This window comes from Vibrio sp. 10N.286.45.E10 (assembly GCF_002874195.2).
GTDB classification, from domain to species: Bacteria; Pseudomonadota; Gammaproteobacteria; order Enterobacterales; family Vibrionaceae; genus Vibrio; species Vibrio crassostreae.
On the sequence record NZ_MCWD02000002.1, the window covers coordinates 1,101,436 to 1,127,936 of the forward strand.

A 26,501-nucleotide genomic window follows, 5' to 3' on the forward strand; every position below is an offset into this window, starting at 1 on the left:
TTGGCTTACGCGTTCAGTTCGTGCTGAATAACGTAATCCAAAGCACCGACTACCGCTGCAACCTGAGCGTCATTACACTCTTCGTCTGTCACTTTATCGCTGTCCGGGTAAACCTCTGTGGTTGTACCGTACTTACAGTCAGTCACACCGCCACATAAGCCAAGCTTCTTCATTGGGTAGTTAATCACACCATGTTGGGTAACTTCAGAACCAATGATCTTGCCGTCTGCATCTGCTGGCGCAATGTGCGTTACTTTTTCTACTGAAGCAATCACCGCCGCTTGGAATTCTGGCTGTGGATTTTCAGTATCGCCAACTGTGTAGAAGCCGTCTGGAATCATACCTTCAATGTACTCAATACCATCACGTGCTGCGAGTGCTGGTCGAAATTCTGTTTCGTCAGAATCTGTCGTTTCGTGTAGATCAACGTGAACCAAGACTTCTGGTAAAGAAGCGACTAACGCACGTAGGTTTGCTGATTCTTCTGCTGGCGTACCGTCATAGAAAGAGCGGTTTGGATCAACAGCATTTGGGTTCCAACGGTTAATCACTTCGTAACCCCAAGGGCTTACACAAGGTGCTACTACAATGTTGAAGTGCGCTACGTATTTCTCTGCTTGGGTCGCAGCAAATTTGATAGCGCCATGCACACCACTGGTTTCGTAACCGTGAACACCACCGGTTACCAGAATCGTCGGCTTTGACTCGTCCCAGTTTTTACTTTTGATTGCAAAAAGCGGGAAGCGAGCTTCATCGTAGCTCAATGCACCGTATTGCTCGATATCAAAGCGGTCTGCTAATGCTTGGATTTTTGGCACGACTTCTTGCTGGTATTCACGCTTAACGGTTCTTTGAGCGAACCATGCTTGACGTTCTGCTTCTTGCCATCTTTGTCCTGGCTTACCAATTGGGTAGGAGTATTCACTTTTCATCTATACTTCTTCTTTTATGTTCGCGAAAGATGAGGACAGACTAGTCCTGTCTAGCTGATCCGGCAATAGAAAACACAACTTGTGACTCTATTTTTTACAGACTCATAACTTTGACGAGTGAATTGATGGTGTTACATTTTATCAATTGTTTAATCCCTTAAAAGAGACCATAAAATGGCTGGAGCAAGTTTATTAACGCTACTGGATGACATTGCAACCGTATTGGATGATGTCGCACTGATGTCTAAGGTCGCAGCGAAAAAAACCGCTGGTGTGTTGGGGGATGATTTAGCGCTGAATGCCCAGCAGGTATCCGGTGTTTCTGCTGAGCGAGAAATCCCAGTGGTATGGGCGGTTGCCAAAGGCTCATTTAAAAACAAGCTGATTTTGGTGCCCGCGGCATTATTGATCAGTGCCTTTATTCCTTGGCTGATCATGCCTTTGCTTTTGATTGGTGGTCTGTTTCTTTGTTTTGAGGGCGCAGAGAAAATCTTAGAGAAGCTCTTTCCTCATGCTCATCATGATGATGAAAAGGGGGAAGATACGAGTACTGGTGAATCCATAGAGGAATACGAGAAGAGAAAGGTCGCTGGCGCGATTCGTACCGACTTCATCTTATCGGCGGAAATCATCGTGATAGCACTGGGTACTGTGACGGGTACAAGTATCCTTACTCAGATTCTTGTCGTGAGTTTGATTGCGGTAGTGATGACGATTGGTGTTTATGGCTTAGTGGCAGGGATCGTTAAGTTGGACGATTTAGGCTTCTATCTGCAGCGAACATCGAATGGAAGTACCATGAAAACTCAATTGGGTAACGGGCTAGTCGCGTTTGCGCCCAAGTTAATGAAGACGCTTGCTGTGGTCGGTACTGCAGCGATGTTCTTGGTTGGCGGTGGCATTGTGGTGCACAACGTTCCTGCGATTCATCACTTAATTGAGCCGATTATTATGGATTTTCGTGGACATACGATAGCGACAGCGGTGGTTCCAACTCTGTTGAACGGTGTTATCGGCGTCTTAGCTGGATTGATCGTCGTTGCTGTTTGGACTGTGATTGGAAAAATTCGCGGTAAGTAATCGCTCATTATTGATCTTAATAAAACCCTCTCTCCACGAGACGAAAAGGGGCACCATAATAATTATGGTGCCCCTTTTAATCTAATGGGTCGTGTTTAATTAACACCACGCTCTTATTTTGCAATATAAGCGCTTATTTACCGACTAAGCGTTTATTTTACAGACCAAGCAATCGTCTCGCCGCCACGGATTGGCACAACGATGTCTGAACCAAAAGGCATCGTTTCAGCAACGTTCCACTCTTCTTTAACAAGAGTGATGGTGTCCGTGTTACGTGGAATACCGTAGAAGTCAGGGCCGTTGTGGCTTGCAAACGCTTCTAGGTTCTCAATCTTACCTTCTAAGTCGAACACTTCTGCGTACAGTTCAACGGCAGCGTGCGCTGTGTAAGAACCCGCACAACCACATGCTGACTCTTTTGCGCCTTTTGCGTGTGGTGCAGAGTCTGTACCCAAGAAGAACTTCTTGCTGCCGCTTGTTGCCGCTTCGATAAGTGCTAACTGGTGAGTGTTGCGCTTCAGGATAGGAAGGCAGTAGAAGTGTGGCTTAATGCCGCCAACCAACATGTGGTTGCGGTTGTAAAGCAAGTGGTGAGCAGTAATGGTTGCCGCTACGTTGTCGTTCGCGTTTTTAACGAAGTTTGCAGCATCAGCAGTTGTGATGTGCTCTAGAACAATCTTCAGGTTAGGGAAGTCGTTCACAATCGGCGCTAGCACGGTGTCTAGGAATTGCTTCTCACGGTCAAAGATATCAACATCGTGAGTGGTTACTTCACCATGAACCAGTAGCAACATATCCACTTCTTGCATGGCTTCTAACACGTGGTAAATCTTTTGAGCCGAAGTTACACCTGAATCCGAGTTAGTCGTCGCGCCTGCTGGGTAAAGCTTTGCAGCGACTACTGCACCAGACTCTTTCGCTTTGCGAATTTCGTCAGGTGTTGTGTTGTCTGTCAGGTAAAGTGCCATTAGAGGCTGGAACTGCTCGCTTGGCTGCTCTGCCATGATGCGTTCACGGTAAGCAAGAGCCATTTCGGTATCGGTTACCGGTGGGATGGTATTTGGCATGATTAACGCTCGACCATTGTAGCGGCTGATATCGCGCACTGTATCTTTTAATACTTCGCCATCGCGTAGATGAACGTGCCAGTCGTCAGGACGAGTAATCGTAAGTTGTGTCATTGAAGGCTCCCACCATTTGAAGTGTTATGTAGTTGGAGCCTAAACTCGGCGAAATCTGTGAAAGCAATCGCTTACGTTTAGGCGACAGGATGATAGTGGAAAAGCACTTTCATTTCATCCTATTTTTAACTCTTCAGGGTTAGGAGCTTGTTTTTCTTCGTATTTTATTCGGTATTTAATTTTGAGGACGAGCTATCGAGTCGCCACCCAAAGCCCGTGGATCATTCCTGGCACCCAGAAGAAGAAGGTCAGGATGATGTTAATCAGCAGATCTTTACCTGCACCACGAGCGAAGAACACACCAACAGGCGGAAGCAGTACACATAAAATGATAATGACGAGTTTGTTCATGATAAATCCTTTTTATTCAATGAAAGTTCAATGCAGTAATTGTGTTCAAAGTATAGAACGTATGGAGAGTGTTACTGCATTGCTGCCTTAATGTATCAAGGTAGAAAGCTAAACATCTCAAGATAATAGCTTAGTATCAAGTGTTTAGTAGCTGCCAGTTTATCTATTTATAACCATTTGTTAGCATTGGGACAAACAACAAAACATTGGAATCGTTATGTCGCAGTCACCTCTAGATCGAAAGGCTTCAGAGCAAGCTCCTTCCTTATCTCAAATCAATGTGTTTCCGGTTAAATCAGTGGGCGGCATTGCGCTTTCTTCTGCTTGGGTTGAAAAACAAGGTCTCACTTTTGACAGACGTTTCATGCTGGCATTGGCTGACGGCTCAATGGTTACAGCGCGCAAGTACCCGAAGATGGTTAAGGTCTCTTCAAGTTTGCAGCCAGACGGTTTGATTTTTACTTATGAAGGTAAAGAGCCACTGCGTCTGAAATATGCAAACTTCAAGATGCAAGAAGCGCCTGCAACGGTGTGGAAAGACAGCTTCACGGCATACACGACATGTGATGAAGCAGATGATTGGTTCAGTGACGTGTTGGGTGTTCGTGTTGAGTTACTGTTCTCTGGCGAGCAATCAAATCGTGTCCGAGAAAAGCTTGGTCAGAATGTCAGTTTCGCTGACGGCTATCCAATGTTGGTGATTAGCCAAGCCTCTCTAGATGAGCTCAATCGCCGCAGTCCTGAAGTCCATTCGATGGATCAGTTCCGTACCAATTTTGTTGTATCCAATACCGAAGCCTTTGCTGAAGATGGTTGGAAGCGTATCCGTATCGGCGAGGTTGAATTCGAAGCGGTGAAACCTTGTGAGCGTTGTATCCTAACGACAGTAGATGTTGAGAGCGGCGAATTCAGAGCGACAAAAGAGCCTCTTAATACCTTCTCTACATTCAGAGCGAATGAGCGTGGTGGCGTATTCTTTGGTCAAAACCTTGTGGCAAAAAACGAGGGTTTGATTAAAGCGGGTGACGTGGTTGAAGTTCTCGAAACCAAAGAGAAAGAGCATTATGAAGACACTTGGGTCGAGTCTTTGCATTTAACCTGTGTTGAACGTGAAGAGATCGCTCGCGACTTTACAACGTTTTGGCTAGAACCAGCGAAAGAGAACCACTCACTACCAAGTTACCAGCCTGGGCAGCATCTACCGATTGAGATGGTGATTGATAGCGAGAAGGTTTCTCGTCGTTATACGTTATCTTCTAGCCCATCACGCGCAGGCCGTTTGGCGATTTCTGTGAAGCGAGTGGACGATGGTCAAATCTCTAACTGGTTAAATGATCACTTCCAAGTGGGTGATACTTTGGTTGCTCAAAATCCAGATGGTGCGTTCTACTTAGAAGCGAATCCAACTCACCCGTTATTGCTTTTGTCTGCAGGCAGCGGTATTACGCCAATGCTGTCGATGCTTCGCTACCTAGCCGACCATGGTCAAATTGATGACGTGGTTTTCTATCATCAATGCAGCAGCGAAGAAGACATCCCTTATCAAGCTGAGATTGACCAGATCGCCAAAGAGCACGAAGGCTTAAGTGTGATTTATTCATTGAGCCAACCAACGAAAGAGTGGGATGGTTTGTCTGGACGTTTGAGCGTGTCTCATGTCGCTAAAATTGAAGATCTACACAAGCGCCAAGCGTTCGTGTGTGGCCCTGACGGTTTTATGGATAATGCAAAGAAACTGCTGATTCAAATGGGGCTCAACCCTCAGCATTACCATCAAGAAGCGTTTGGTGTGGCTCAGTCTACCGAAGAGGCGGTGAAGCAGCTGCAGCTAAGTGTCAATGGCTACCTGTTTGAAGGTAATAACCAATCAACCCTGCTAGAGCAAGCTGAGTCGGCCGGTGTGTCTATTGCTTCAAGCTGCCGTGCTGGTTTCTGTGGCGCTTGTAAAGTGACCCTTGAGTCAGGGCAAGTTCATCAACCGGATGTACCAGCATTGCAAGAGCATGAACGTAATATGGGTCAGATACTGGCATGTTGCAGTGTGCCTCAAACCGATATCGAAGTTGTTGATTAATGGCTAATTAAGTCATTCCCTTCATAAAATAGAAAAGGCCGGAAGTTGAACTTCCGGCCTTTTTAATTTGAGATTAACTTAAAGCATTAATCGTAGATCGTCGGGATTGGTTGACGCTTGTGTTGTGTTGCTTTGTAGATGCCCACTAAGCGGTCAGACACGTCTTGAGGCACTTCTTTGCCTTCAAGGAAATCATCAATCTGATCGTAAGAAAGGTTCAAGGCTGCTTCATCGGCTTTTTGTGGATCAAGCTCTTCTAGATCAGCGGTTGGCACTTTTTTAACCAGTAGCTCTGGAGCGCCCAGTGTTGCTGCTAGTTCACGAACTTGACGCTTGTTCAGGCCAAATAAAGGCGCTAAATCACATGCACCGTCACCGTGTTTGGTGTAGAAGCCAGTGATGTTTTCTGCTGAATGGTCAGTACCAATCACAAGGCCGCCAACGTAACCTGCAATTTCGTATTGTGCGATCATGCGAGCGCGAGCTTTCACATTACCTTTCACAAAGTCGATTTTTGCTGAGTCTGTTGGTAGTAAGCCTGTACCTTCAAGCGCAACGTGAGATGCAGCGTGAAGCCCATCAACACCCGCTTTGATGTTTACAGAAACAGATTGAGAAGGCTGAATGAAAGACAGCGCAAGTTGCGCTTCGTCTTCATCTTTTTGTTCACCGTAAGGTAGGCGAACTGCGATGAATTGGTAGTCGTTGCTACCAGCAGTTTCATTAAGGCTATCAACGGCCATTTGTGCCAAGCGGCCACAGGTCGTTGAGTCTACACCGCCACTGATACCAAGGATCAGGGACTTGCAGCCAGACTGTTGAAGTTTCGTTTTGATAAAGTCCACACGACGAGTCACTTCGAAGTGAGGGTCAATTGAAGGTAGTACGCGCATTTCGTCACGAATTAACTGTTCCATTCGTATTCCTTTCCTGCAAGCAAATTAAAAATCTAGTGTTATCATACCTAAATCATTCGATTTAAAAACCTCTTTGCACAAGCTTAGAAAGAGAAGGCAGTAATTAATAATGGAAAAAATAGCCATTTTCGGTAGTGCGTTTAATCCGCCGAGCTTAGGGCATAAAAGTGTGATTGATTCACTGGCTCATTTCGACAAGATTCTTCTGGTTCCAAGTATTGCCCATGCTTGGGGAAAAGAGATGCTAGACTTTGATACGAGATGTCAGTTAGTTAACGCATTTATTAGTGATCTTTCACTGGATCAAGTGGAGCTTTCTTTGATCGAAAAGAGCCTATTTACCCCAGGTGAAAGCGTCACGACTTTTGCAGTGCTCAGTGAACTTCAAAAGTTACATCGTGACGCTGAACTGACGTTTGTGATTGGCCCAGATAACTTCTTTAAGTTCTCATCTTTCTATAAATCAGATGAGATTACCGAGCAGTGGTCTGTAATGGCTTGCCCTGAAAAAGTCAAAATTCGTAGTACAGACATTCGTAATGCGTTGATAAGTGGAAGCGATGTATCAAAACTGAGCACTAAGTCAGTTACAAAGATGTTGCAAGATAGTGGTCTGTATACAATAATGTAGATTCATTAATTCAAGAGGTCTGATGACTATGCTAAAGCGCGCGATACCAGCGACGTTGTTGATAACAGCATGCAGTATGCCTGCATACGCTGAATGTGACTTTTTTAGCTTAGATTCGATCATGCTGACTTCTAGTGACGATAATTGCTTGGACTTTTCTTCGAGTATCGAGTCTTTTGGCCAACGTATGATGGAAATCAGTGGGCTGAGCGATGATGAACCAGAAAGTACACCTGATTATTGGTCTGATTGGGTTCTTCAAAGTAAAGACGCACCACTACTGACACAAAGCATTGAATCAAACTATGTAGGTTTGGGGATGTGGTTTCCCGAAGATCTGGAAGACGAGCAGTATGATATGTCGACGGAAGAGTGGTTGATGAATCATGGTCTTCAACTCAGCATCGGTTTTGGTGAGAAAGTAGAAGGGCAGCCGCGTATGCGCTTTGATTATCGTTGGCATGACTCACGTGACGCCGACCTAATGATGCAGGTTGAATTGCCATTTTAGACAGGTAGTGACATAGATAGATTGCTATCTATGTAAAAACACTAAGAATTAAAAAAGCCGCAAAAACTCAGTTTTTGCGGCTTTTTAGTATCTGGCTTATTAGTTTAAATACCAACTCTCACTTACCGCCAAGCTATAAATCTTCACCAAAAACAAGCATACACAGTTGCTCGAACTCTTCCTCTTTACCTGAGAACAGATCATCAATCACAAGTGAACGTTTTTGGCCTGACTGCATACGTTTCTTTGCTTCTCGCATCACCATCACCAGAGTGTGCTCTTGTGGTAGGTTTGAATCATCAATGTTCCATTGATTGAATCGCTGAGAAAGCGCACTTTCGCAAAGCAGTGGTTTAAACGACAGCACTTCTTGCTTCAATACAGAAAGCATATCTTTAAACGCTTGTTCCGTATTATTGGCATTGGAAGCGCGAGCTTTGGTCTGCTCTAGCTTTTCTAATAGTGCCGAAGAGAGGTTAGTTTGCGTAATGTACCCCGCTTGTCTTGGGAATGAATCCGTCAAACGTACAGAAAAGTCGACACGGCTAATTTGAGTGTTTGGGAAGTAAGTCAACGAAGTTAAGCAGTCAAAGGGAATCCAAACGCTTTGGCCAGGTTCAACAGCGTACTCTTGCTTACCCAGTTTGATCAAAACCAAGCCACTTTGAACCGATACAAGGCTATGTTTTAGTACTTTCTTGCGTGGTGTGATCACCAAGTGTGAAAAGTAAGCCGATGTATATTCAATAGCGAAGTTCATAGATAGTACCTTAATTTTGGGGCGTCAAGATTACCGTTAATCTTAAAGAATGCCAACAATAACAGGGGATTTTCACTGTTTCTGGTCTGACCTTGTCAAAAGTATGGGCTCTGTAGCTGCGAGAAGTCAAAACAACGCGTAGAATGAGCCAGCTTTTTATTATATGAATGAAAAAATGACCTCTCCAACCGATCCATATGTTGATATTCGTCCTTACGGCGATGATGAAATTCCAGCGGCACTAAACCGTCTTATTAATGATGAAGAATTTATCAGTGCAATCTTGCACTATCGTTTTTCAAACCATGCGTCTTGGTTCAAAGCATTAATGAGCCCTATTTTACGTGTGTACTTAAAAATGAAGTGGAGCAAGCTGACCAGCGTTGAATCCATTCAAATTGAAGTGAAAAAGTACTTACGCGATACATTGGCTAAGACGACCCAAGGTGTGACATACACTGGCGTAGAGTCACTGGATGCGGATCAAGCTTACCTGTTTGTATCGAACCATCGTGACATTGCTATGGATCCTGCATTAGTAAACTACGCCCTGCATCAAAACAACCATCAGACTTGTCGTATCGCTATTGGTGATAACCTGCTGAAGAAACCATGTGCGACGGAGTTGATGCGTTTGAACAAGAGCTTCATCGTAAAGCGTTCTTTGAAAGGACCGCGTGAGATGATGAAAGCACTAGGGCAGCTGTCTTCTTACATTAAGCATTCTTTAGAAACGGGCAACTCAATCTGGATCGCTCAAAAGGAAGGTCGCGCTAAAGACGGTAACGATTTTACTGAGCCAGCAATCTTGAAAATGTTTCACGTTGAAGGACGTAAGCAAAAAATTGCTTTCCCTGAATATGTGAAGTCATTGAAGATCGTTCCTGTGGCTATTTCTTACGAGAACGACCCATGTGACACAGCTAAAGCGATAGAGCTTTTCGAAAAAGACGTAAACGGTAGTTACGAAAAGGGTGAGTTTGAAGATATCGAAAGTATCATTCAAGGCATCATCGGTAATAAAGGACGCGTTCACGTCGGCTTCGGTCAGGTTATCGACCAAGATTTTGATACGCCTGAAGCTCTTGCTGAAGAGATCGATCGTCAGATCCACGATAACTACAAGCTGTTCCCAGTTAACTTGCTAGCAGCGGAAAGAGAAGACGAGTCGATTACAGCTGCGGTTAAGCAAGAGTTTGAAGAGAAGTTATCGACTTTGCCACAAGGCGCTCGTCAATACTTGATCGATAGCTATGCGAACCCAGTGAAGAATATCGGCTAACGAGTGTTAGCAAACGAGTTCATTGATGGAACTGAAAAAGGAGCCTTAGGCTCCTTTTTTGTTGCTGACCATCTGCTTTTAAGACCTAAAGTTTGGGTTGAACTATCGAGCGACGGCGCCACCGAGTTCTAGGTTGGTTGGCCATGTGGTTACAGTGTTGCCGCCTAGATAGATGTTGCCTTTGACTGTCATGGTATCGGGAAACGTTGTGATCCCAGAACCACCTATATATAAGTCACCATCAATGATTATCCCGTTTGGTAGTTCTGTTAAAGGCGTACGAATCACGCTCAGATCGCCTTTCACTCTAAAGCCATTAGGTAGCCTCTGAAGTGGAGTATCAGTGAGGTTGATAAAACCACCCACTCTTACGCCTCTTGGCCAGCTGGTGATTTTGCTGCCAATTAAGTCGGCGTAGCCTTTTATCTTAATTCCAGTCGGAACTCGAGAGAGCTGGCTGTTAGAGCCTTTGAGGCTACCGTTAACTTCTAAGCCTTTAGGCAGGCGAGTGATCGCTGTGTTCTCTATATTTAGATTGCCATCAACAATTAACCCAGTGGGTAGTGATGTATAAGGCTTATTTCGTAGATATAAGTTTCCGTAATTGTCGAGATGGTTCAATATTTGATACTGATCGAGTGGTTCTGCAGTCACATTTGTTATGGTTAAAGAACCAATAATAAGTGCAATTATTCGGAGCATAACGAGCTTCTTATTACGATAGACGTTAACACTATAATGAAAAAATTATTCTCGCATAGTGTTTTACTCATTTGTTGGTAGGTAAATAGGAATCAGAGACAATGAAAGGTAAATCTATGATTCGAATAAAGCGTCAAATTCTGACAATTTTTGTGATTTTATCCGCGGTGCTTTGCTCAATATCAGCAAGTGCTAATAAAATAATATCAACGCCAGCAAAGGCGGCAGTCGTCGTCACTCAGAGTGGTTCACAGCAACGAGTTTGTTATTACAATGATAGGGCATATAGTGTCGGTGCTATCGTTGAGGTGTCGGGTGTTGTGATTAAATGTGCGGCTGAAAATGACTTTGAGACTAATGGTGCTCTAGGTTGGGTTGAAATAATAAAAAAAGACGAGCAATAAACTCGTCTTTTAATAGTGTGCGTGTAAGTGCTTATATTAGCGAGCTAGAGAGCGAGTCTTAAGTTCGAAAATAATCTTTTCAGCGCTTACTTCAAATTTAAAGCGTGCATGCAATTCTGTGCTTTCTTCAGTCATCTCTGACGCTTCAAATTCAACATTGCTAGACACTTGCTTTGCTAACTCAACGTACTTAGCGAATTCAGCTTCAATAAGGGCTTTAGAGTTACCGTAAACTGTTACCTCAGCAACATCGTCGCCTTCTTTGATGATGAACCCGATTTCGCCCGCGCAGCCGCAAGCTTCACATACGTCGTTGTTACCAATATCTTGGCTCATAAATAATCCTCTTACAAAATCTGAGGTTATTCTAACGAGCAATTTGAACTGTATCTACAAAAATTAAAATCTTTGAACTAATTTGCATTGGTATGCTATGTTGTTTGTTACGGGGTTAAATGAATATGTACATTCGCGCCGACAAATATGTATGTGATCTATCTCATGTTTTGTTGAAAAGCAGTGTCATTAATTTGTTAGAATATCATTCAGTTAGTTGCGTCGTGACTAATTTTATAAGACTATCTATTGCTTGATAGGTATTTATACAATGAATTTATTGTTGGGTATTTGATATTCTAAGTAGTTATTTTAGATTAACCACTTAGAGCGGTAAGGTTACTTTCGAAGAATAATTAGACAAAGTGCCCAAAGAGGCAGCACTGTAAAGTTGTTTATGCGAAGTACTGGTGGGTATTTTAATGGAAATACTTGCGAAAAAATGCCTTGCTCACATAATGCTGATAACAATTTTCATTCTGACTTCATTTGATTGAGTTAGATGGATTTACAAAGAGAAGAGCCTGAATATGCCAAAGCGTAGTAAAGAAGATACAGAAATCACAATCCAGAAGATCATGGATGCCGTTGTAGACCAGTTACTAAGGTTGGGTTACGACAAGATGTCATACACGACGTTGAGTCAACAAACAGGCGTTTCTCGTACAGGTATTAGTCATCACTTTCCAAAGAAAACGGATTTTACTGCTGCTCTAGACGGTCGTATTTTCAAGATGTTCATGGAACACATTGACTTCGAAAATGGCCTTGACGCATTTTCAGCTAGCTGGGTTGCAGCACTTGAAGACGCTGAGTTCCTAGCAATCTTACGTTTACTTTTCCATCATATCGTTACTGCTGAGAGCGCTCATGAGTTCGCTGCAAACGGTATTGATCGTCTATACAAGCTGACTGAAACTCAGTTTGGCGATTCTAGCGGTAAAGAACTTGAGTGGTTGATTGGTAAATCATTGATTCGAATGAGCCAATAATCAATACACAATGAAAGAAGCTCCTACGGGGGCTTTTTTTGTGCCTGCAATTTCATTTATCTCGCTCTTTTTCTCTTGCTCTCACACCGTTGCCGCTAACTGTATTTAGTTCCAAATGAAGTTATTTCTTTTCTTTTTAAATGCTTACGTTTGCCTCTTATATTCAATCTTAGTTGCAAAAAACTAAGCAACACTAACTGATACTGTTTATTTCTAGAGCCTCAAACGCTCGGAGTGAGACGTTGTGGGGTTCATTGCTATGGTTGCTAATAAAATTGAGTTTCAGGCGAGAGAGAGGCTATGAGCCAATAAAAAGCCTCGAGAAAATCGAGGCTTAGAATGACTTAACTGTTATTAGGAACGAATACTCAAAATGAGTGGGTTCTAAATCGAGTCTATTGGGCGGGGTGAACCTGAGGGAAGCTCATGGTTGGGTGCTTTTCTACTATACTTTTGTAGCCGTATACATCCTCAATCATTGAAGGTTGAAGTGCCTCCCAAGGGCTGCCATCACATACCAAGCTACCGTCTTTTAATACTACGAGTCGATCAGAATATTGAGCGGCTAGGTTTAGGTCGTGCAGAACCACGATAACGGCGGCATTGTGGTTGTCGGCTAGCTCTCTCGCGATCTTTAAGGTGTTGTGCTGGTGGGCAAGATCCAGTGCTGATGTGGGTTCATCAAGCATCAAGATACATTGATCGCCAGAGTGGTGGAGTTGAGTTAATACTCGAGCCAAGTGAACTCGCTGTTTTTCACCGCCAGATAGCGAAGGGTAGAGTCTTTCACTTAGGTGAGTCACATCAGCAACATCCATTTTTTGGCTAGCAATGCTGGTCAGCTTCTTGTTGGATTCTTGCAGAGGTATACCACCAAGCTCAACAACTTCATGTGCCAAAAAAGGGAAGGTCAAGGTACTGTGTTGAGGAAGCATAGCCAAATGTTTCGCCAACTTGCGTGAAGGCCACTTGTCTTTGACATGTCCAAAATACTGGATATCACCCGTGCTCGATATCTCCTGACATAAAGCTTTCAGCAGCGTGCTTTTTCCTGCGCCGTTTGGCCCAAGCAATGTGGTTACCTTTCCTGCTTCAATCTCAATAGAAACGCCATCTAATATCACTTTGCTGCCGAACTTCACTTCGATGTCGGTTGCTTTTAACGCTGCAGGAAACATTAAAGGATTCTCCCTTTCTGTTGGAATAGTAGATACAAGAAGAATGGAGCGCCGATGATAGCTGTGACAATACCCACTGGCAGCTCTGCTGGTGCCAGTACAACGCGTGAGAACATGTCTGCGGCTGTTAACAACAATGCGCCTAGTACCGCAGATAGTGGTAGAAGAACTCGGTGGTCAGGCCCTGCCAACATACGACCTAAATGAGGTATCACTAGGCCAATAAAACCAATCATGCCAGACAGGCTCACCGTGATACCAACGCCTGCGGCAGTCAGTAGAATCAGCTGTCGTTTCAGTTTTTGAACTGGAATGCCTAGGTGTTGCGCTTCTGATTCACCTAAGAGTAAGGCATTCAAAGACATTGCTTGGCGGTAAAAAACGACAAACAGACCAACGAGAGTAACTGCAGCGAGCAAGATACCCGACCACTTGGCACCTGCCAGAGAACCCATCGACCATAGCGACAGGTCACGTAGCATTTGATCATCTGCGATGAAGTTTAAGAAGCCAATCCCTGCACCTGAAAGTGCGCTGATCGCCACACCTGCTAATAGCATGATAGTTACTGAGGTGCCGAATTTGCCAGTACCAAGTTTGTAAACCAGCAATGTGGTTAGAGCGCCGCCCAAAAAGGCAAACACAGGCACTGCGGCAAAGTTCATGAATGCCGGGTATTGAAGTGAAAGCTCAGAAAACAAAACAATAGCTAGCGCTGCCCCTAAGGCCGCACCCGCAGATACGCCAATGATGCCAGGCTCGGCAAGTGGGTTTCGAAATAACCCCTGCATGACCGCGCCACATAAGGCGAGGATTGCACCAATCAACATGCACAAAATGGTTCTAGGTAAGCGGATCTCTTGGATCACTAAGTTGATGTGGGGGGCTAAGTCATTGTTTCGGTTAATTAAGCTTGTAGCGCTGTCCGCCAAGCTGATGTTCATTGGCCCAACAGTGATTGAGTACAGCGCGACAAAGGCTAGGGTTGCACCTAGGCCTAACATCGATGTTTTCAGTGGGACAGATCGTAACAACATAAAGGGCCTCAATATCTATCGCTAACTTTAATTCCTTGTACCAACAACGTGAGTCTGTGGATAAAGGGAAGTGGGATAGCGATAGCAGAAATAGGGTAGTCGAGTTATAGCGGATAGATAAGTGCGTTTAGTCGTTTCGCTTCTGAAAGGCTTTCCAGACCAAGTCCGCCCACTAAAGCGCTGCCATTAACCGTGATGATTTGCTTGTTCATACCTGCAGGAGTTGCCGCTAACATAGGCAACGATTTAAGGATGGCGTCAGCTCCGCCCATTTTTTGGTAGCTACGACCACTGACTAGGATCACATCTGGTTGCATTTCTACCAGTGATTCCATCGATAGTGGCTTGTATGACGTAAGGCTTTGAGCGGCAGGGTTCACACCGCCAGCCAATTCAATGATCGCGTTTGGTGAAGTCTCACCACCGGCAACGTTCGCAGGACGACCTTCATGCAGCAATAAGAAAAGCACCTTCTTCGCTTCGTTGCTTGGTACTTGGTTCGCTTTCAGTGCAGCAATCTTCTGATTTACTTCAGCTTTAACTTGCTGTGACTGTGCTTCGGTATCGGTAATCTTGGCGATTTGGTCGATGCGCTTTAATAACCCTTCAACATTTGCTTCGGTATTGACGATTTCTACATCGACCCCTGCCGATTTTAATTGAGAGATCGCGTTGTCTGGTCCCATTTCATCAGAACCAATCAGTGTGGTTGGCTCTAGGGCAAGTAAACCTTCCGCAGACAGGTTTCTGTGGTAGCCAATCTTTGGTAGGTTTTCAGACTGAGGGAAGCGACTGGTTACATCAATACCCACCAACTGTTCTTCTGCGCCAAGGGCTAAAACTAATTCTGTAACGGCACTGCCAGCACTTATGATGCGAGGTTGTTCAGCGTCGTTGGCCATTGTGGGTGATGCGCTAAGTGCCAGGCTGATTGCTGCTAATGAAAGGAAGAGTGTCTTGGTCTTTAATTTATTGAGCACGTTTAAGTTGTTCATAATATTTATCTTTATATTTTCTTCTTGTATCGCGAAGATACTCAGTGAGCAGTCCGTTCGCATTGTGAGTTCGAATCGATAGAGAGGTTTAGTTCTGGCTTTTTAGTCTCACCAATCAATAGCTAAACCTTCTGAAAATTGAGTGTTGTTCTAGCCATCGTCAGTGAGCAATTGAGTCGCTGGTATTCCGTTCTCTTGAAGGAATGAAAGCAACTTCACTAGGTTCTCCACGTTGGCAGCTTTATCTGCGCCAATGATGATCGGCTTTTTATCCGCAGAACCTGTCTCTTCTAACAAGGCTATCTTGAAATTTTCCCAGTCGATGTACTCTTGGCCGTTAATCGCCCAGTAGGGTTCGTGGTCTAAAATATTGACACTAATCGAATCTTTGTGGACTTCAGAAACGTTTTTGACATCCGAGCTTGGCAGCTCAACTTCTAGCGATTCCAGCTTTACCGATGCAGTAAGCAATAGGAAAACCATCACGATAAAAATGATGTCGAGTAACGGCGTTAAGTCAGGAGCCAGGCTCTGTGTGTTCGATGAGTGGGGCGTTTTAATCATGCTTGGCTCACATCACCGATAGAGGTTTTGTTGTCAGGCTTACCTTGAGTATCATCGGATTGATTCGTTTGAATCGACATGCCTTCTAGCCACACATTCACATAGTTCAGAGTATGTTCTAACTGAGCAAGCACTCGGTCAGCCCAAAGGCCTAATAGTTGTGCACCTGAAATAGCAGGAAGTGCAATCATCAAGCCTGCGGCAGTCGTTCTCATTGCTAATCCAAGACCGTCTGCCAAATCATTGGGCGTGATGCTGCCTGTTGTCGCGGCAACACCTTTGAACATTTCAATAAGGCCAAGTACCGTGCCAAGCAAGCCGATGAGTGGGCTGATCACGCCGATCAAACCAAGCAGTCTTAAACCTGCATGAAGCTGGTGGCGTTTTTCTTGTAGCCAAATGCCAGCAGCATCTTCACGCAACCCTTTTGAGAAAGAGTGGTGAGCAAGCAACATTGACACGCCCTTGTACAGTAGCGGGCGTTTATCTGAAATCGACTGAGCAAGCGCTTCAATCTCTTTACTGTTGGTTGGTGAGATTTGGTTTAGCTCACGACGAATGGCTCGTTTGCCCACACCAATGCTGAGCATGACTTGGAATACACGCTCTGCGATGATCATTGCTGTTAGTGCTGAACAGATAAGAAGAGGCCAAGTCATTAAGCCCAGCTGATCTTGTAAGTAACTGATTTGTTGCATGATTAATCCAACCTAAAACGAACAGGTATTTGTACTCGGTGAGCAATCGCTCGACCATTGACAGTATGAGGTGAGAATTTCCATTGTTTAATGGCGTCTAAAGCGGCGTTATCGAGCATTAGTGCGCCTGATGAGTTTACTAATGCTTGTTTAATTTGTTTGCCTTCTGCGTCTAACCAGATCTCATAAGTTGCAACACCTTCAACGCCACGACGTCTGGCTTGGCGAGGATAATTCGGCGGTGTAGGGCGTGCAGAAAAAGAAGGCTTAGTGATTAGCACTGGCTCTTGGTTTGATACGCCTTGGTTTACTTCCTGAGGTTGGTTGGCAGACTCGTCCATATTCTTATCGACTTTCTTGTCGGCCAACTTCTCTGCTTGAGTGGCTGGTTTCAGCTCTGGGTGTTCTCTTTTAACTACCTTTTTCTCAGTCACTGGTTTCTTTTGAACTAGCTTTTTCTCGACGACCTTCTTCTCAATTACTTTTTTCTCAACTTTCTTTGACTGAGGCTTATTGGTGAGTGCTTTTTTCTTTGGGGTTGGCTTAGCTTGCTTTGGCTCAACCGTTTTTGGTTCGACTGGTTTAGGTTCGGCTTGCGAGACTGTTTCTTTTACTGGCTCTGGTTCAACAGGTTCTGTGATTGTTTTTTGCTGAGCTTGTGAAGGAATGCTCTTAGGAGTGAAGTTGATCGATACCGTGCTCGATTGGCTACCTGCAGGCATCGCAAATACTTTGGATTCTTGAGCGACAAACAACAACGCTGCATGAATCACTAACGATGCTCCGCCTGCAATAACATATCTAGGAACGTTCACAGTCAATCCTTTACCAAATCAAAATTCTGTATCGGATTATTGCTTAGAATCTAAATAAGATCAATTATCAATTGCATTATCATTTGCGTGTATCTATGCTTCTCTCAGTTTTTAGCGAATAGTCTTCCAGGCTTTGCTATGTAAGTGTTTAGAGAGATTATATGAGTCTTGATATTTATAAATTTGACGAATCAATCTTGGGTGTTTCTAGCCCTGATCCGCTTCGTTTTGCGTTTGCCAAAAAGCATTCTGCACACGCCGGAGGAAGTTCAATTCCGGTCGACCCCAGTAAGAAGTTAGAACTCTTTGATGAACTGATGCTAAGCGAATGGGAAAAACAGGATAAACGTTGCCTGTATATCCACATTCCTTTCTGCCGTGTGCGCTGTACGTTCTGTAACTTCTTCCAAAATGCTGCAAGCCGAAAATTAGTGGATGAGTACTTCGATGCTCTGATGGTTGAGTTAAAGCAGAAAGCCAAAACGCCTTGGGCTCAGTCTGGATTATTTCATGCTGTTTATATCGGCGGGGGAACCCCAACCGATTTATCGCCTAAACAAGTCGAGTTATTAGGCAAGGCTATCCGCCAACACTTCCCACTCGCCAATGATGTGGAAATGACCTTAGAAGGGCGCATCAATCGATTTGGCGACGAGATGTTTGATCGTGCGCTTGAAGGTGGCTTCAATCGTTTCTCATTCGGTATTCAAAGTTTCAATACTCAAGTTCGACGCAGTGCTAAACGCCTAGATGACCGAGAGGTTGTGCTAGAACGTATCAGTTCACTAAGCCGTACTGAGCAAGCACCAATCGTTCTTGATTTGCTATACGGATTACCACACCAATCTATGGAAGTGTTCCAACAAGATTTAGAAGACTACATGTCTACTGGCGCACACGGCATTGACCTCTACCAACTGATTGTTGCGGGCAATGCACCTATGCTTAATCTTGTTGAGAAAGGAAAAATCCCACCGCCTGCGAATACGCCAGATAAGGCGAGTATGTACTTGGCGGGTGTGGAGTTCATGGCAAAAAATAAGGTCAAGCAACTGAGCGTAAACCACTGGACTCGTGATAACCGCGAACGCAGCATTTACAACAGCTTAGCGAAAACTTATGCCGAGGTTCTACCCATTGGTTGTGGCGCTGGTGGCAACATCGGCGGTCATGGTGTGATGCAGCATCGAACTTTAGACAGCTACATGGAGTCTATAAAGCAAGGTCAATTACCTATTGCCATGATGACGAAACAAAGCTCATTAGAGCCTATCTTCTCAACATTAAAGGCAGGTTTCGATTCTGGTGTTGTTAGAAGAAGTACGTTGCCGACCTTTATGGGACAAGACACGTTCGATTACTTGAAGCCTCTGTTCTCACATTGGGAAAAGAATGGCTTGGTTGAGCTTTCGGAAGATTATCTGAGCCTGACTGTTGCTGGCAGCTTCTGGGCAGTAAGCCTCGCTCAGAGTGTGATTCAAGTGCTTAACGCTGAATATCAAGCGATGCACCCAGCGCCGAAAGCGTCAGGTTCGGGCGTTCACCCGCATGCAAGCTTGAAGCACGCTTAATATCGAATTTTAAATTTATACCTAGGGCGTGTTGACCTTTCGAGGTTAAATTTTGTTCGAGATAAAAGCGTTTTAATCGCGGCGAGGGGGAAGTAGCCTAGTCATTCTAAGCAAATCTCCCTCAACAAAGAGTAGAACGCTTTTAGCCGAACCCTTCGGGCAGCGTTTGCTGGTCATTTCTACTACGTTATTGGCTTCTCATGTAGGCTAACTACACATCAAAGCCTCTGCCTTGTATAAATGCCCAGCAACTCGCTGCAAAAATCAGCTCGAGAGATCAACACGCCCTAATGTCAATTACTCGTTTATACGGAAATATATTCAATGACAGATACAACATTAGAAATGACAGAAACTCTAGAACAACGTGTCGCTCGCATTCTAGAAGAAGAACCAAAACTGCTTCCTACTGCGATTGCTGAGAAGCTAGGTGTTTCAGAAGTTGAAGTGGTAGCTGCTTTTCCAAACGACATGGCAGTGATGCTAGATGGCAGCCGTGCTCAAGAAATTCTAGAAGGATTAGTGGGTTGGGGCCCTGTGACCACAATCGTGCATTCATTCGGCTCAATCTTTGAAGTAAAAGCGCCGTTCCCTAAAGGTAAAGTAGCGCGTGGTTACTACAATCTGATGGGCAAAGAAGGCGAGCTTCATGGTCACCTGAAACTCGACAATGTCAAACAGATCGGTTTAGTGAGCAAAGCGTTCATGGGTCGTGAAAGTCATTACTTCGGTTTCTTCAGTGAAACGGGCGAGAATATTTTTAAGATTTACCTAGGCCGCAACGAAAAGCGTGAGCTGATTGCCGACCAAGTAGAACGCTTCAAAGCGCTAAAAGAACAAGCTTAAGCACAGTTAACGGCAAGCTTAACTAAGGTTGCCAACTGGCTTAAACAAGACATCAATGCTCGAGGATCGTTTAGTTCGCTAATGATCGCTCAACCTCGGGCAAAAATAATAAATCAGAGAAAGTGAATAAAGGAATTACCCATGGAACAGCAAGTAAAACAAGAACGTCTACAAGGTCGCCTAGGTCCAGAAATTAAAGAGTTTCGCCAAGAGCGCCGTACCCTTCAACTTGCAACGGTTGATGAAGAAGGCCGCCCAAACGTAAGTTACGCACCTTTCGTTCAGAACCAAGAAGGTTACTTTGTTCTAATTTCTGATATCGCTCGTCATGCTCGTAACTTGAAAGCAAACCCTCAAGTGTCTTTGATGATGATTGAAGACGAAGAGAGCTCGAAGCAGCTTTACGCACGTAAGCGTCTAACGTTTGATGCGCAAGCGAGCGTTGTAGAACGTGAAACGGAGCTTTGGACTCAAGTTATCGGCCAGATGCAAGAGCGTTTCGGCGAGATCATCGATGGTTTGAGCCAGCTTCAAGATTTCTCTCTGTTCAACCTTAAAGCAGATAACGGACTGTTCGTGAAAGGTTTTGGTCAAGCATATCAAGTATCAGGCGACGATTTGGTGGATTTCGTTCACCTGCAAGAAGGCCACAAAAAAGTGTCTAACGAGTAATCTCGTTTAACCTACTTCTTCAGGAGCCCTCCAATGTGAGGGCTTTTTGCTATCTCATTATCAAGCAGGGAAACTGCGGGTCTTTTAGCTAATAAACTCAGACTCAATCAAAGAGTTTGGTATATTGGCGTTTGATGATTATTTATGTGTAAGGATCGGTACGTGAAACCAGTAAGTCGAGATTGGGACGAGTTCTGTTACCCATTTATCTATGAAGACAGTCCTATCTGTGATTTTGAGATTTTGTCGGATGAACTTTGTTGCCGAGTTGGGCTGGTGTTGTCTTTAGAGCTAGAGCCTCAGGTTCGCGAGATCCTGCAACGCTTGCAGCCAAACATCTATCACTTGAATGGCTCTGTGCGCGGTAAGCTTGCCATCACCGAATTTGAATTGGTCGAGCTCAAGCAAGACTATCACCGTGTCCGTGAGCAGCTAGAAGGTGGTTTTAAAGGCTTTGTTTTACCCGGTGGGCACCGAGTGTCTAGCGAGCTTCACTTGTGTCGTTGTCAGGCTAAAAAGGTCGTGCGAGCGCTAGTCAGTATTGAGCATCATGAAAGCAAAAAGTCACCAGACCCGATTCTTTTTAAATACGCAAACCTAGTCGCGAACACTCTCTATGCGTTGGCCTCTTTTACCAATCATGTCAATGAAGTCGAGGAAGTGGAATTTGTGAGTAAGAGCTATTCTATGCCAAAGAAGTCTATGCCAGAAAACAAAGACTAACGGTTGGCTCTATTCTCATTCAGGTTGGAATAAATAACAGACAAAGAAGCTAAACAACGAGTTGATACTTGGTTTAGCTTCTAAAACAGAGCCTAAGCAGCCGTAGAGGCGTCGTTTAATACTTTTGCGCCGCGTAACATGGCTTCGATTAATTCGCCCGCGTTAAACTTCTCAAGCGCTTCATGTGCCCCCACCTGATTGGCACGGTCAACACAGATTTCACTGGACAATGATGTGTGCAAAATACAGTAAGCATGACTCAATGCGCTGTCGTTCTGCACTTCAAACGCAAGCTCATAACCATCTAAACCTGGCATCTCGATATCACTCACCAGAAGGTCAATGGCATTGCCAGCGCTGGCTTGGCGTCGCATTAGGTCGATGGCGTCTAAGCCGTTGTTACAAATGCTGTAAGGGATGTTGATGCTGTCTAAGGCATCAGATAACTGTTTACGCGCAATCAAAGAGTCATCCACCAATAAGATGTTCAATGCTTTGAGGCGTTCTCTCTCTACATCGGTCAGCATCGGGATATGCGCATTTTCATAATCTGGGTAGATCTTAGAAAGCAGCAGTTCCACGTCGAGCATTTGTACAATACGGTCTTCAAAACGCGTAATACCCGTTACAAAAACATTGCGACCCACACTGGTGGGTGGAGATTCAATACTCTTCCAGTCGCATTCAATGATCTTATCAATCGAACGAACCAAGAACGCCACAACGGTTCTTAAACAGTCGGTGACGATGAGTACGCAATCTTGGTATTCAGCGGGTGTTATCGGACGGAAGCCAATCGCAGCGGACATATCAATCACAGGAACCGTAAGGTCGCGGATAGTCACTGTACCAATCACGTGATGATGAGAGTAGGGGATCTGAGTCATCGGCTGAAAAGGGACGATCTCTCTGACCTTAAGCGTGCCAATCGCAAAACTTTGAGTGAGGGATAACTTGAACATCAACATTCCCTGTGACTGACTCGCTTTACTGATCGGTTTGGCCATAAGTGGCTCCTACTTAATACGCGCTTAATTTATAAGGATTAATTTAAAGGGAAATGGAAGCCGCAGCAAGTCGCGATGCGGTTTTTAGTGGCCTTTAAGGCAGTTGTTTTCGCTTATAGAGTGAAGAATAGCGGTTCTTGGGTTAAAATCACGCTAAACGCTGGCTGTCGATGGATTTATGTCGATAAGCCGTTAGCGGCAAACAGATTTACAACAGTCAGTTCATTAGCGATGTTCAAAGCAACCGTCGAAAGTAAACTGGCAGCAACAAACTGAGAATTATCATGGCAAGAACAGCAGCAGCGCTTCATATTTTGGTGAAGCATAAAGAACTAGCAGAAGACATCATGACGCAGCTTAAAAAGGGCGCTAAATTTCAAACGCTAGCGAAGAAACATTCAACCTGTCCATCAGGTAAAAAGGGCGGCGACCTAGGCGAGTTCAAAAAAGGTCAAATGGTGCCTCAGTTTGATAAGGTTTGTTTCTCTGGCGAGACGCTAGTACCACACCTTGTGAAAACAAAATTTGGTTGGCATGTGGTTAAGGTTCTTTACAGAACTTAGCAATAAATATGTGATAGATTGAATAAAAGGAGCGTATATACGCTCCTTTTTTGTGACTTTTTTGCGCGTTTTAAAGCAATACGGTTGAGTGTTCATCCCGGACGTTATGCGATAATTAGCGCTACGCCCTTAACTATCCGCCGTGACTAATCGTTGGGAGGAGGAGGGTTTTTAATGAGTAACTCATATAATAAATGCCATTCTTAAGGAAATTTATGCAGCTTTGCCTTTTAGCCTTTGCCTTTTCTAAAAAGCTGTAAACGAGTTTGGTAGGAGAACACCATGGAGAGTTCAGCTATGTTAAGCAACCCAGCGACAGATGTCATATTGCATGCCTTTGACTGGTGCTACGCTGACGTAATGAAGAACGCCCCACTGATCCAAGAGTTGGGTTATAAATCTGTTTTAGTTTCACCAGCAATGAAGTCATTACGTGGTCCTAAAGGCTGCGATCGAGATTCTGGTACTCAATGGTGGCAACGCTATCAGCCGCAAGACTATCGTGTGATTGATAATCAGTTGGGTGACACACAAGATTTTAAAGCGATGGTCGACACGTTAAAGCAACATGGGCTTCGTACCTATGTAGACGTCGTGTTTAACCACATGGCCAACGAATCGGGCATCCGCGGCGATTTAACGTACCCCAACCAGCAAGACATGACGTCTTATCAAAAAGATGCTGACTATTACGAATCGATCCGCTTGTTTGGTGATCTTTCTAAGCCTTTATTTGATGAAAACGACTTCGTGGAAGCGTTTGGTATCAAGAACTGGAAAGACACTTGGGAAGTGCAAAACGGACGTATTACCGGTGGCGCTAGCGATCCTGGCCTGCCAACGCTGTTGGATAACGATAATGTGGTTGCGCAACAGCGAGCGTATCTAAAAGCCTTGAAAGCGATTGGTGTGAAAGGATTTCGCATTGATGCGGCAAAGCACATGACACTAGCACACCTACGTAAGGTGTGGACTGATGACATCTGCGAAGAAATGCACATCTTCGGTGAGATCATTACCGATGGCGGTGCGACAGAAGAAGAGTATGAGCTTTTCCTTGAGCCATACCTTAAACACACTCGTTTAGGGGCGTACGATTTCCCGTTGTTCAACACCATCTTCAAAGCATTTGAAGAGCAGGGCAGCTTTAAGTCTTTGATTAACCCTTACTGTTTTGGTCAAGCTCTGTCGAACATGCGAGCTATCACGTTTGCAGTCACTCATGATATTCCAAACAACGAGGTGTTTTTGGAGCATGTGATGGAGGAAGTGGACGAGCGATTGGCTCATGCTTTCATTCTTGGTCGAGATGGCGGTGTGCCACTGGTTTACAGTGAATTAAGCACTAGCGGTATTTTAGATGAGAATGGTCAGCCTCGTTGGCTTAACGATTGGCAAGCACCTTACATGAAAACCATGATTCAATTTCATAACCATGTTCATGGCGAAGCGATGCGTGTGGTTGAAGCGAATGATGATTTGCTGGTGTTTGTTCGTGGTGATAAAGGCATTGTGGTGATCAACAAGTCGAAACGAAGCAAAACAGCCTCATTAAATTGGACTGGTGCAGTGACCGATTTATTGTCTGGAAAAGTGTTCGACTGTGTTGGTAAGGACTTAACTATTAAGGTTGAACCCAACCAGTGCATGATGTTGACGACGAACGAATTGAAGCCTGTCATGAGTTAACTCGGATAGGCTAGAAAGAGAAGCCCCGCTTACTGGTAATCAGTAAGCGGGGCTTTTTATTTGAAGCTGTTTATTAGTTACTAAACAGAGTGCTAGTTTAACGGTAAGACGGTTAAACCGTAAACTTGTTCAATAGCTCGTCTTGTTGGCGAACATTGTCCGTTTGAACCTGCATTGCTGTGTTCGCTTCTTGAGCCGCGTTTGACACTTGTGTTGAAAGGTCTTTGATCTTAACTGTGTTGTTATTGATCTCTTCCGCTACCAAGCTCTGCTCTTCTGCTGCTGAAGCAATCTGAATGTTCATATCTGAGATGCGTTGAATCGCGTCACGGATGCGGTCAAGTGAAGAGTTGGCTTGCTGAGCGCGTTCAACGGCGTCAGTTGCGGTATCTTTACTTTGGTTCATCGCGTTCGATACCGAACTTGCACCCGCTTGGAGCTGCTCAATCATGTTGCGGATTTCAGTGGTCGATTCTTGAGTACGCTGCGCCAGTGTACGAACTTCATCGGCTACGACTGCGAAACCACGGCCTGATTCACCAGCACGAGCCGCTTCTATCGCTGCGTTCAATGCCAGTAGGTTGGTTTGGTCTGCAATATCATTGATTACCTTGAGAATCGTTTCGATGTTTGCTGTTGCTGATTCAAGTACTTGTACTTCAGCAACTGCTTGGTCGATGCGCTCAGATAGGTTATCAATCGCTTGAGTGGTGTCACTAACTACAGAAGTGCCGTCTAGCGTTGCTTCGTCAGCTTCACGAGCAGCCGCCGCCGCACCTTGAGCATTGTTGGCGACTTCTGTTGCCGTAACTGCCATCTCGTTCATTGCGGTTGCTAGTTGTTCAAGCTCTTGTAGTTGCGTATTCATCGCGTTTGCTGATTCGCCTGCACCTTTAACGGTGATTTCAGTGCCACGCTTAATCTCAACACCAATCGCTTTCGATTGAATGATTTGATTTTGCAGGTTTTCAGTAAAGGTGTTGAAGCCTTTCGCCAGATCAGAGAACTCTTGGTCGGTATTGGTATCTAGGCGCTTAGTTAGGTCGCCTTGTCCGCTCGCGACATCTTGAATTGCTTGGTTAAGCGCATCAAGTGGACGCATTAATACACGAATCAGAACAGTCAGGGCGATGATGCTAAGAATAACGGCAATCAATGAATAGATCATTGAGCTGTTTTTCAAGTCTTCAACGGTTTGGTAAGCGATCTCTTCGTCAAGGATGGCACCTATGTACCAATCTTCACTCAGAATGTGCGTGAAATTAACCAAGAACATTTTACCATCGACTTCAATTTCCTGAGAGCCTTCACGAATAGTCGCTTGAGGCATGTAGCTTGAAAGCGATTCACCGTTGTTTTTCGCATTCGGGTGAGCAATCGTGGTGCCGTCAGCAGTGACTAGGAATAGGTAACCCGCGTCAAACAAGTTTACTTGGTTGACTAAGGTCGCAAGGTTGGTCAGTTCTAGGTCGTAGAACATACCTGCAGTAAAGCGGCCGTTGTCTTTAACTGGCGTACCTACTGAGATGATGACTTTTTTGCTTGATGCATCCACGTAAGGAGCGGTCACGACTAAACTGTTTTTGGATTTAGCATCAATGTACCAAGGACGGATTCGCGGGTCGTAATCTGGACCTGCATCCCAACCATCGTCATTCTCAATAACGAAACCGTTTGCTTCATAACCAAAACCAACCGCTAGGAAGCTGTTTTTAAGCTTTGGCTTTTCTAAGATTTCTTTAACGTAAGCGCGATCTTCAGGGTTGATCTCGATGACTTCAGTCGTCGATTGAGCCAAGGCTTTCTTGGCGTTCATCTCTGATTCGACGGTGTTTTTAACGCCGGAGACCATCTCTTTTAGGCTCGCATTGACGTGGTTTTCTACAGCGCTTCTTACGGTGTAAAGTTGTTGTATTGAAAGCAATGATACTGTCACTAGCAGCAAGGCTGATGATGCAGCAACCACCTTATGGCTAAATTTCATTGAGTT

28 protein-coding genes are annotated in these 26,501 nt (G+C 44.6%); 13 read left to right on the forward strand and 15 right to left on the reverse strand.

Annotated features, from left to right (window positions below):
* Nucleotides 1-5: 5 nt before the first annotated feature.
* Nucleotides 6-932: a M14 family metallocarboxypeptidase gene (locus tag BCU34_RS17840; protein WP_102433063.1), complete on the reverse strand. Its 927-nt coding sequence runs from the start codon at nt 930-932 to the stop codon at nt 6-8.
* 174 nt (nt 933-1,106) lie between these two features.
* Between BCU34_RS17840 and BCU34_RS17845 the strand changes: the two genes are divergently transcribed.
* Complete coding sequence (locus BCU34_RS17845; RefSeq protein WP_102433064.1) at nt 1,107-2,012, forward strand: DUF808 domain-containing protein; 906 nt, start codon at nt 1,107-1,109, stop codon at nt 2,010-2,012.
* A gap of 152 nt (nt 2,013-2,164) precedes the next feature.
* Here the strand turns inward: BCU34_RS17845 and pyrC are convergent, their stop codons facing one another.
* Both pyrC and BCU34_RS17855 read right to left on the reverse strand, forming a co-directional pair.
* On the reverse strand, nt 2,165-3,193 hold the full coding sequence (pyrC, locus tag BCU34_RS17850) for a dihydroorotase (RefSeq protein ID WP_050632884.1): 1,029 nt from the start codon (nt 3,191-3,193) through the stop codon (nt 2,165-2,167).
* Nucleotides 3,194-3,385: 192 nt separating this feature from the next.
* On the reverse strand, nt 3,386-3,544 hold the full coding sequence (locus BCU34_RS17855) for a YqaE/Pmp3 family membrane protein (RefSeq protein ID WP_004731890.1): 159 nt from the start codon (nt 3,542-3,544) through the stop codon (nt 3,386-3,388).
* A gap of 217 nt (nt 3,545-3,761) precedes the next feature.
* Here BCU34_RS17855 and BCU34_RS17860 point away from each other — a divergent pair, with 217 nt between their 5' ends.
* A complete protein-coding gene (locus BCU34_RS17860; RefSeq protein WP_102433065.1) occupies nt 3,762-5,618 on the forward strand; it encodes a hybrid-cluster NAD(P)-dependent oxidoreductase in 1,857 nt (618 codons plus the stop codon).
* 86 nt (nt 5,619-5,704) lie between these two features.
* Here the strand turns inward: BCU34_RS17860 and nadE are convergent, their stop codons facing one another.
* Nucleotides 5,705-6,535 (reverse strand): ammonia-dependent NAD(+) synthetase, encoded by an 831-nt coding sequence (gene nadE, locus BCU34_RS17865; protein WP_055319374.1) that lies wholly within the window; start codon nt 6,533-6,535, stop codon nt 5,705-5,707.
* Nucleotides 6,536-6,644: 109 nt separating this feature from the next.
* Here nadE and BCU34_RS17870 point away from each other — a divergent pair, with 109 nt between their 5' ends.
* Together BCU34_RS17870 and BCU34_RS17875 are read left to right on the forward strand one after the other, a co-directional pair.
* Nucleotides 6,645-7,166, forward strand: a complete 522-nt coding sequence (locus BCU34_RS17870; RefSeq protein ID WP_048662378.1) for a nicotinate-nicotinamide nucleotide adenylyltransferase — start codon at nt 6,645-6,647, stop codon at nt 7,164-7,166.
* Between the two features lie 22 nt (nt 7,167-7,188).
* Entirely contained in the window at nt 7,189-7,677 is a 489-nt protein-coding gene (locus tag BCU34_RS17875) for a hypothetical protein (RefSeq protein WP_048661091.1), read from the forward strand.
* Nucleotides 7,678-7,810: 133 nt separating this feature from the next.
* Here the strand turns inward: BCU34_RS17875 and BCU34_RS17880 are convergent, their stop codons facing one another.
* Nucleotides 7,811-8,437: a hypothetical protein gene (locus BCU34_RS17880; RefSeq protein WP_048661092.1), complete on the reverse strand. Its 627-nt coding sequence runs from the start codon at nt 8,435-8,437 to the stop codon at nt 7,811-7,813.
* Nucleotides 8,438-8,612: 175 nt separating this feature from the next.
* Here BCU34_RS17880 and BCU34_RS17885 point away from each other — a divergent pair, with 175 nt between their 5' ends.
* Nucleotides 8,613-9,719, forward strand: a complete 1,107-nt coding sequence (locus tag BCU34_RS17885) for a 1-acyl-sn-glycerol-3-phosphate acyltransferase (protein WP_102433118.1) — start codon at nt 8,613-8,615, stop codon at nt 9,717-9,719.
* A 102-nt stretch (nt 9,720-9,821) separates the two neighbouring features.
* Here the strand turns inward: BCU34_RS17885 and BCU34_RS17890 are convergent, their stop codons facing one another.
* Nucleotides 9,822-10,421: a hypothetical protein gene (locus BCU34_RS17890; protein WP_048662376.1), complete on the reverse strand. Its 600-nt coding sequence runs from the start codon at nt 10,419-10,421 to the stop codon at nt 9,822-9,824.
* Nucleotides 10,422-10,522: 101 nt separating this feature from the next.
* On the opposite strand from BCU34_RS17890, the gene BCU34_RS17895 reads away from it, so the two are divergent.
* Nucleotides 10,523-10,825: a YnjH family protein gene (locus tag BCU34_RS17895; RefSeq protein ID WP_102478883.1), complete on the forward strand. Its 303-nt coding sequence runs from the start codon at nt 10,523-10,525 to the stop codon at nt 10,823-10,825.
* A gap of 36 nt (nt 10,826-10,861) precedes the next feature.
* On the opposite strand, the gene BCU34_RS17900 is transcribed toward BCU34_RS17895, so the two are convergent.
* Nucleotides 10,862-11,161: a YfcZ/YiiS family protein gene (locus tag BCU34_RS17900; protein WP_017062761.1), complete on the reverse strand. Its 300-nt coding sequence runs from the start codon at nt 11,159-11,161 to the stop codon at nt 10,862-10,864.
* Nucleotides 11,162-11,691: 530 nt separating this feature from the next.
* Here BCU34_RS17900 and BCU34_RS17905 point away from each other — a divergent pair.
* The gene (locus BCU34_RS17905) at nt 11,692-12,153 is read left to right on the forward strand and encodes a TetR/AcrR family transcriptional regulator (RefSeq protein ID WP_102433067.1); all 462 of its coding nucleotides are present in this window, start codon (nt 11,692-11,694) and stop codon (nt 12,151-12,153) included.
* 395 nt (nt 12,154-12,548) lie between these two features.
* On the opposite strand, the gene BCU34_RS17910 is transcribed toward BCU34_RS17905, so the two are convergent.
* The 6 genes from BCU34_RS17910 to BCU34_RS17935 form a co-directional block, all read right to left on the reverse strand.
* A complete protein-coding gene (locus tag BCU34_RS17910) occupies nt 12,549-13,331 on the reverse strand; it encodes a heme ABC transporter ATP-binding protein (RefSeq protein WP_048661095.1) in 783 nt (260 codons plus the stop codon).
* A complete protein-coding gene (locus BCU34_RS17915; protein WP_102433068.1) occupies nt 13,331-14,368 on the reverse strand; it encodes a FecCD family ABC transporter permease in 1,038 nt (345 codons plus the stop codon). The genes BCU34_RS17910 and BCU34_RS17915 overlap by 1 nt, the downstream gene beginning before the upstream one ends.
* 104 nt (nt 14,369-14,472) lie before the next feature.
* Nucleotides 14,473-15,363: a heme/hemin ABC transporter substrate-binding protein gene (locus tag BCU34_RS17920; RefSeq protein ID WP_102529956.1), complete on the reverse strand. Its 891-nt coding sequence runs from the start codon at nt 15,361-15,363 to the stop codon at nt 14,473-14,475.
* A 150-nt stretch (nt 15,364-15,513) separates the two neighbouring features.
* Complete coding sequence (locus BCU34_RS17925) at nt 15,514-15,927, reverse strand: ExbD/TolR family protein (RefSeq protein WP_102433070.1); 414 nt, start codon at nt 15,925-15,927, stop codon at nt 15,514-15,516.
* Nucleotides 15,924-16,625: a MotA/TolQ/ExbB proton channel family protein gene (locus BCU34_RS17930; protein WP_048662370.1), complete on the reverse strand. Its 702-nt coding sequence runs from the start codon at nt 16,623-16,625 to the stop codon at nt 15,924-15,926. Before BCU34_RS17930 ends, BCU34_RS17925 begins: the two co-directional genes overlap by 4 nt.
* 2 nt (nt 16,626-16,627) lie before the next feature.
* Entirely contained in the window at nt 16,628-17,440 is an 813-nt protein-coding gene (locus BCU34_RS17935) for an energy transducer TonB (protein WP_102433072.1), read from the reverse strand.
* Between the two features lie 161 nt (nt 17,441-17,601).
* Between BCU34_RS17935 and hutW the strand changes: the two genes are divergently transcribed.
* The 4 genes from hutW to BCU34_RS17955 all read left to right on the forward strand — a co-directional run bounded on the left by hutW (nt 17,602) and on the right by BCU34_RS17955 (nt 21,252).
* Complete coding sequence (gene hutW / locus BCU34_RS17940) at nt 17,602-19,011, forward strand: heme anaerobic degradation radical SAM methyltransferase ChuW/HutW (protein ID WP_102479250.1); 1,410 nt, start codon at nt 17,602-17,604, stop codon at nt 19,009-19,011.
* 324 nt (nt 19,012-19,335) lie between these two features.
* Nucleotides 19,336-19,857 carry a heme utilization cystosolic carrier protein HutX gene (gene hutX, locus BCU34_RS17945; protein ID WP_102433074.1) on the forward strand — a complete coding sequence of 174 codons (522 nt, stop codon included), beginning with the start codon at nt 19,336-19,338 and terminating at the stop codon, nt 19,855-19,857.
* Nucleotides 19,858-19,998: 141 nt separating this feature from the next.
* Complete coding sequence (gene hutZ, locus BCU34_RS17950; protein ID WP_048661102.1) at nt 19,999-20,529, forward strand: heme utilization protein HutZ; 531 nt, start codon at nt 19,999-20,001, stop codon at nt 20,527-20,529.
* A 162-nt stretch (nt 20,530-20,691) separates the two neighbouring features.
* Nucleotides 20,692-21,252: an ATP:cob(I)alamin adenosyltransferase gene (locus BCU34_RS17955; RefSeq protein WP_102479770.1), complete on the forward strand. Its 561-nt coding sequence runs from the start codon at nt 20,692-20,694 to the stop codon at nt 21,250-21,252.
* A 92-nt stretch (nt 21,253-21,344) separates the two neighbouring features.
* Here the strand turns inward: BCU34_RS17955 and BCU34_RS17960 are convergent, their stop codons facing one another.
* Nucleotides 21,345-22,259, reverse strand: coding sequence for a chemotaxis protein (locus tag BCU34_RS17960; protein WP_048662365.1), 915 nt, complete (start codon nt 22,257-22,259; stop codon nt 21,345-21,347).
* 281 nt (nt 22,260-22,540) lie between these two features.
* Between BCU34_RS17960 and ppiC the strand changes: the two genes are divergently transcribed.
* Both ppiC and BCU34_RS17970 read left to right on the forward strand, forming a co-directional pair.
* Complete coding sequence (ppiC, locus tag BCU34_RS17965) at nt 22,541-22,822, forward strand: peptidylprolyl isomerase PpiC (RefSeq protein ID WP_258185064.1); 282 nt, start codon at nt 22,541-22,543, stop codon at nt 22,820-22,822.
* Between the two features lie 282 nt (nt 22,823-23,104).
* A complete protein-coding gene (locus BCU34_RS17970; RefSeq protein ID WP_102478955.1) occupies nt 23,105-24,511 on the forward strand; it encodes an alpha-amylase family glycosyl hydrolase in 1,407 nt (468 codons plus the stop codon).
* Between the two features lie 112 nt (nt 24,512-24,623).
* On the opposite strand, the gene BCU34_RS17975 is transcribed toward BCU34_RS17970, so the two are convergent.
* Complete coding sequence (locus BCU34_RS17975) at nt 24,624-26,495, reverse strand: methyl-accepting chemotaxis protein (protein WP_102529955.1); 1,872 nt, start codon at nt 26,493-26,495, stop codon at nt 24,624-24,626.
* Between the last annotated feature and the right edge of the window lie 6 nt (nt 26,496-26,501).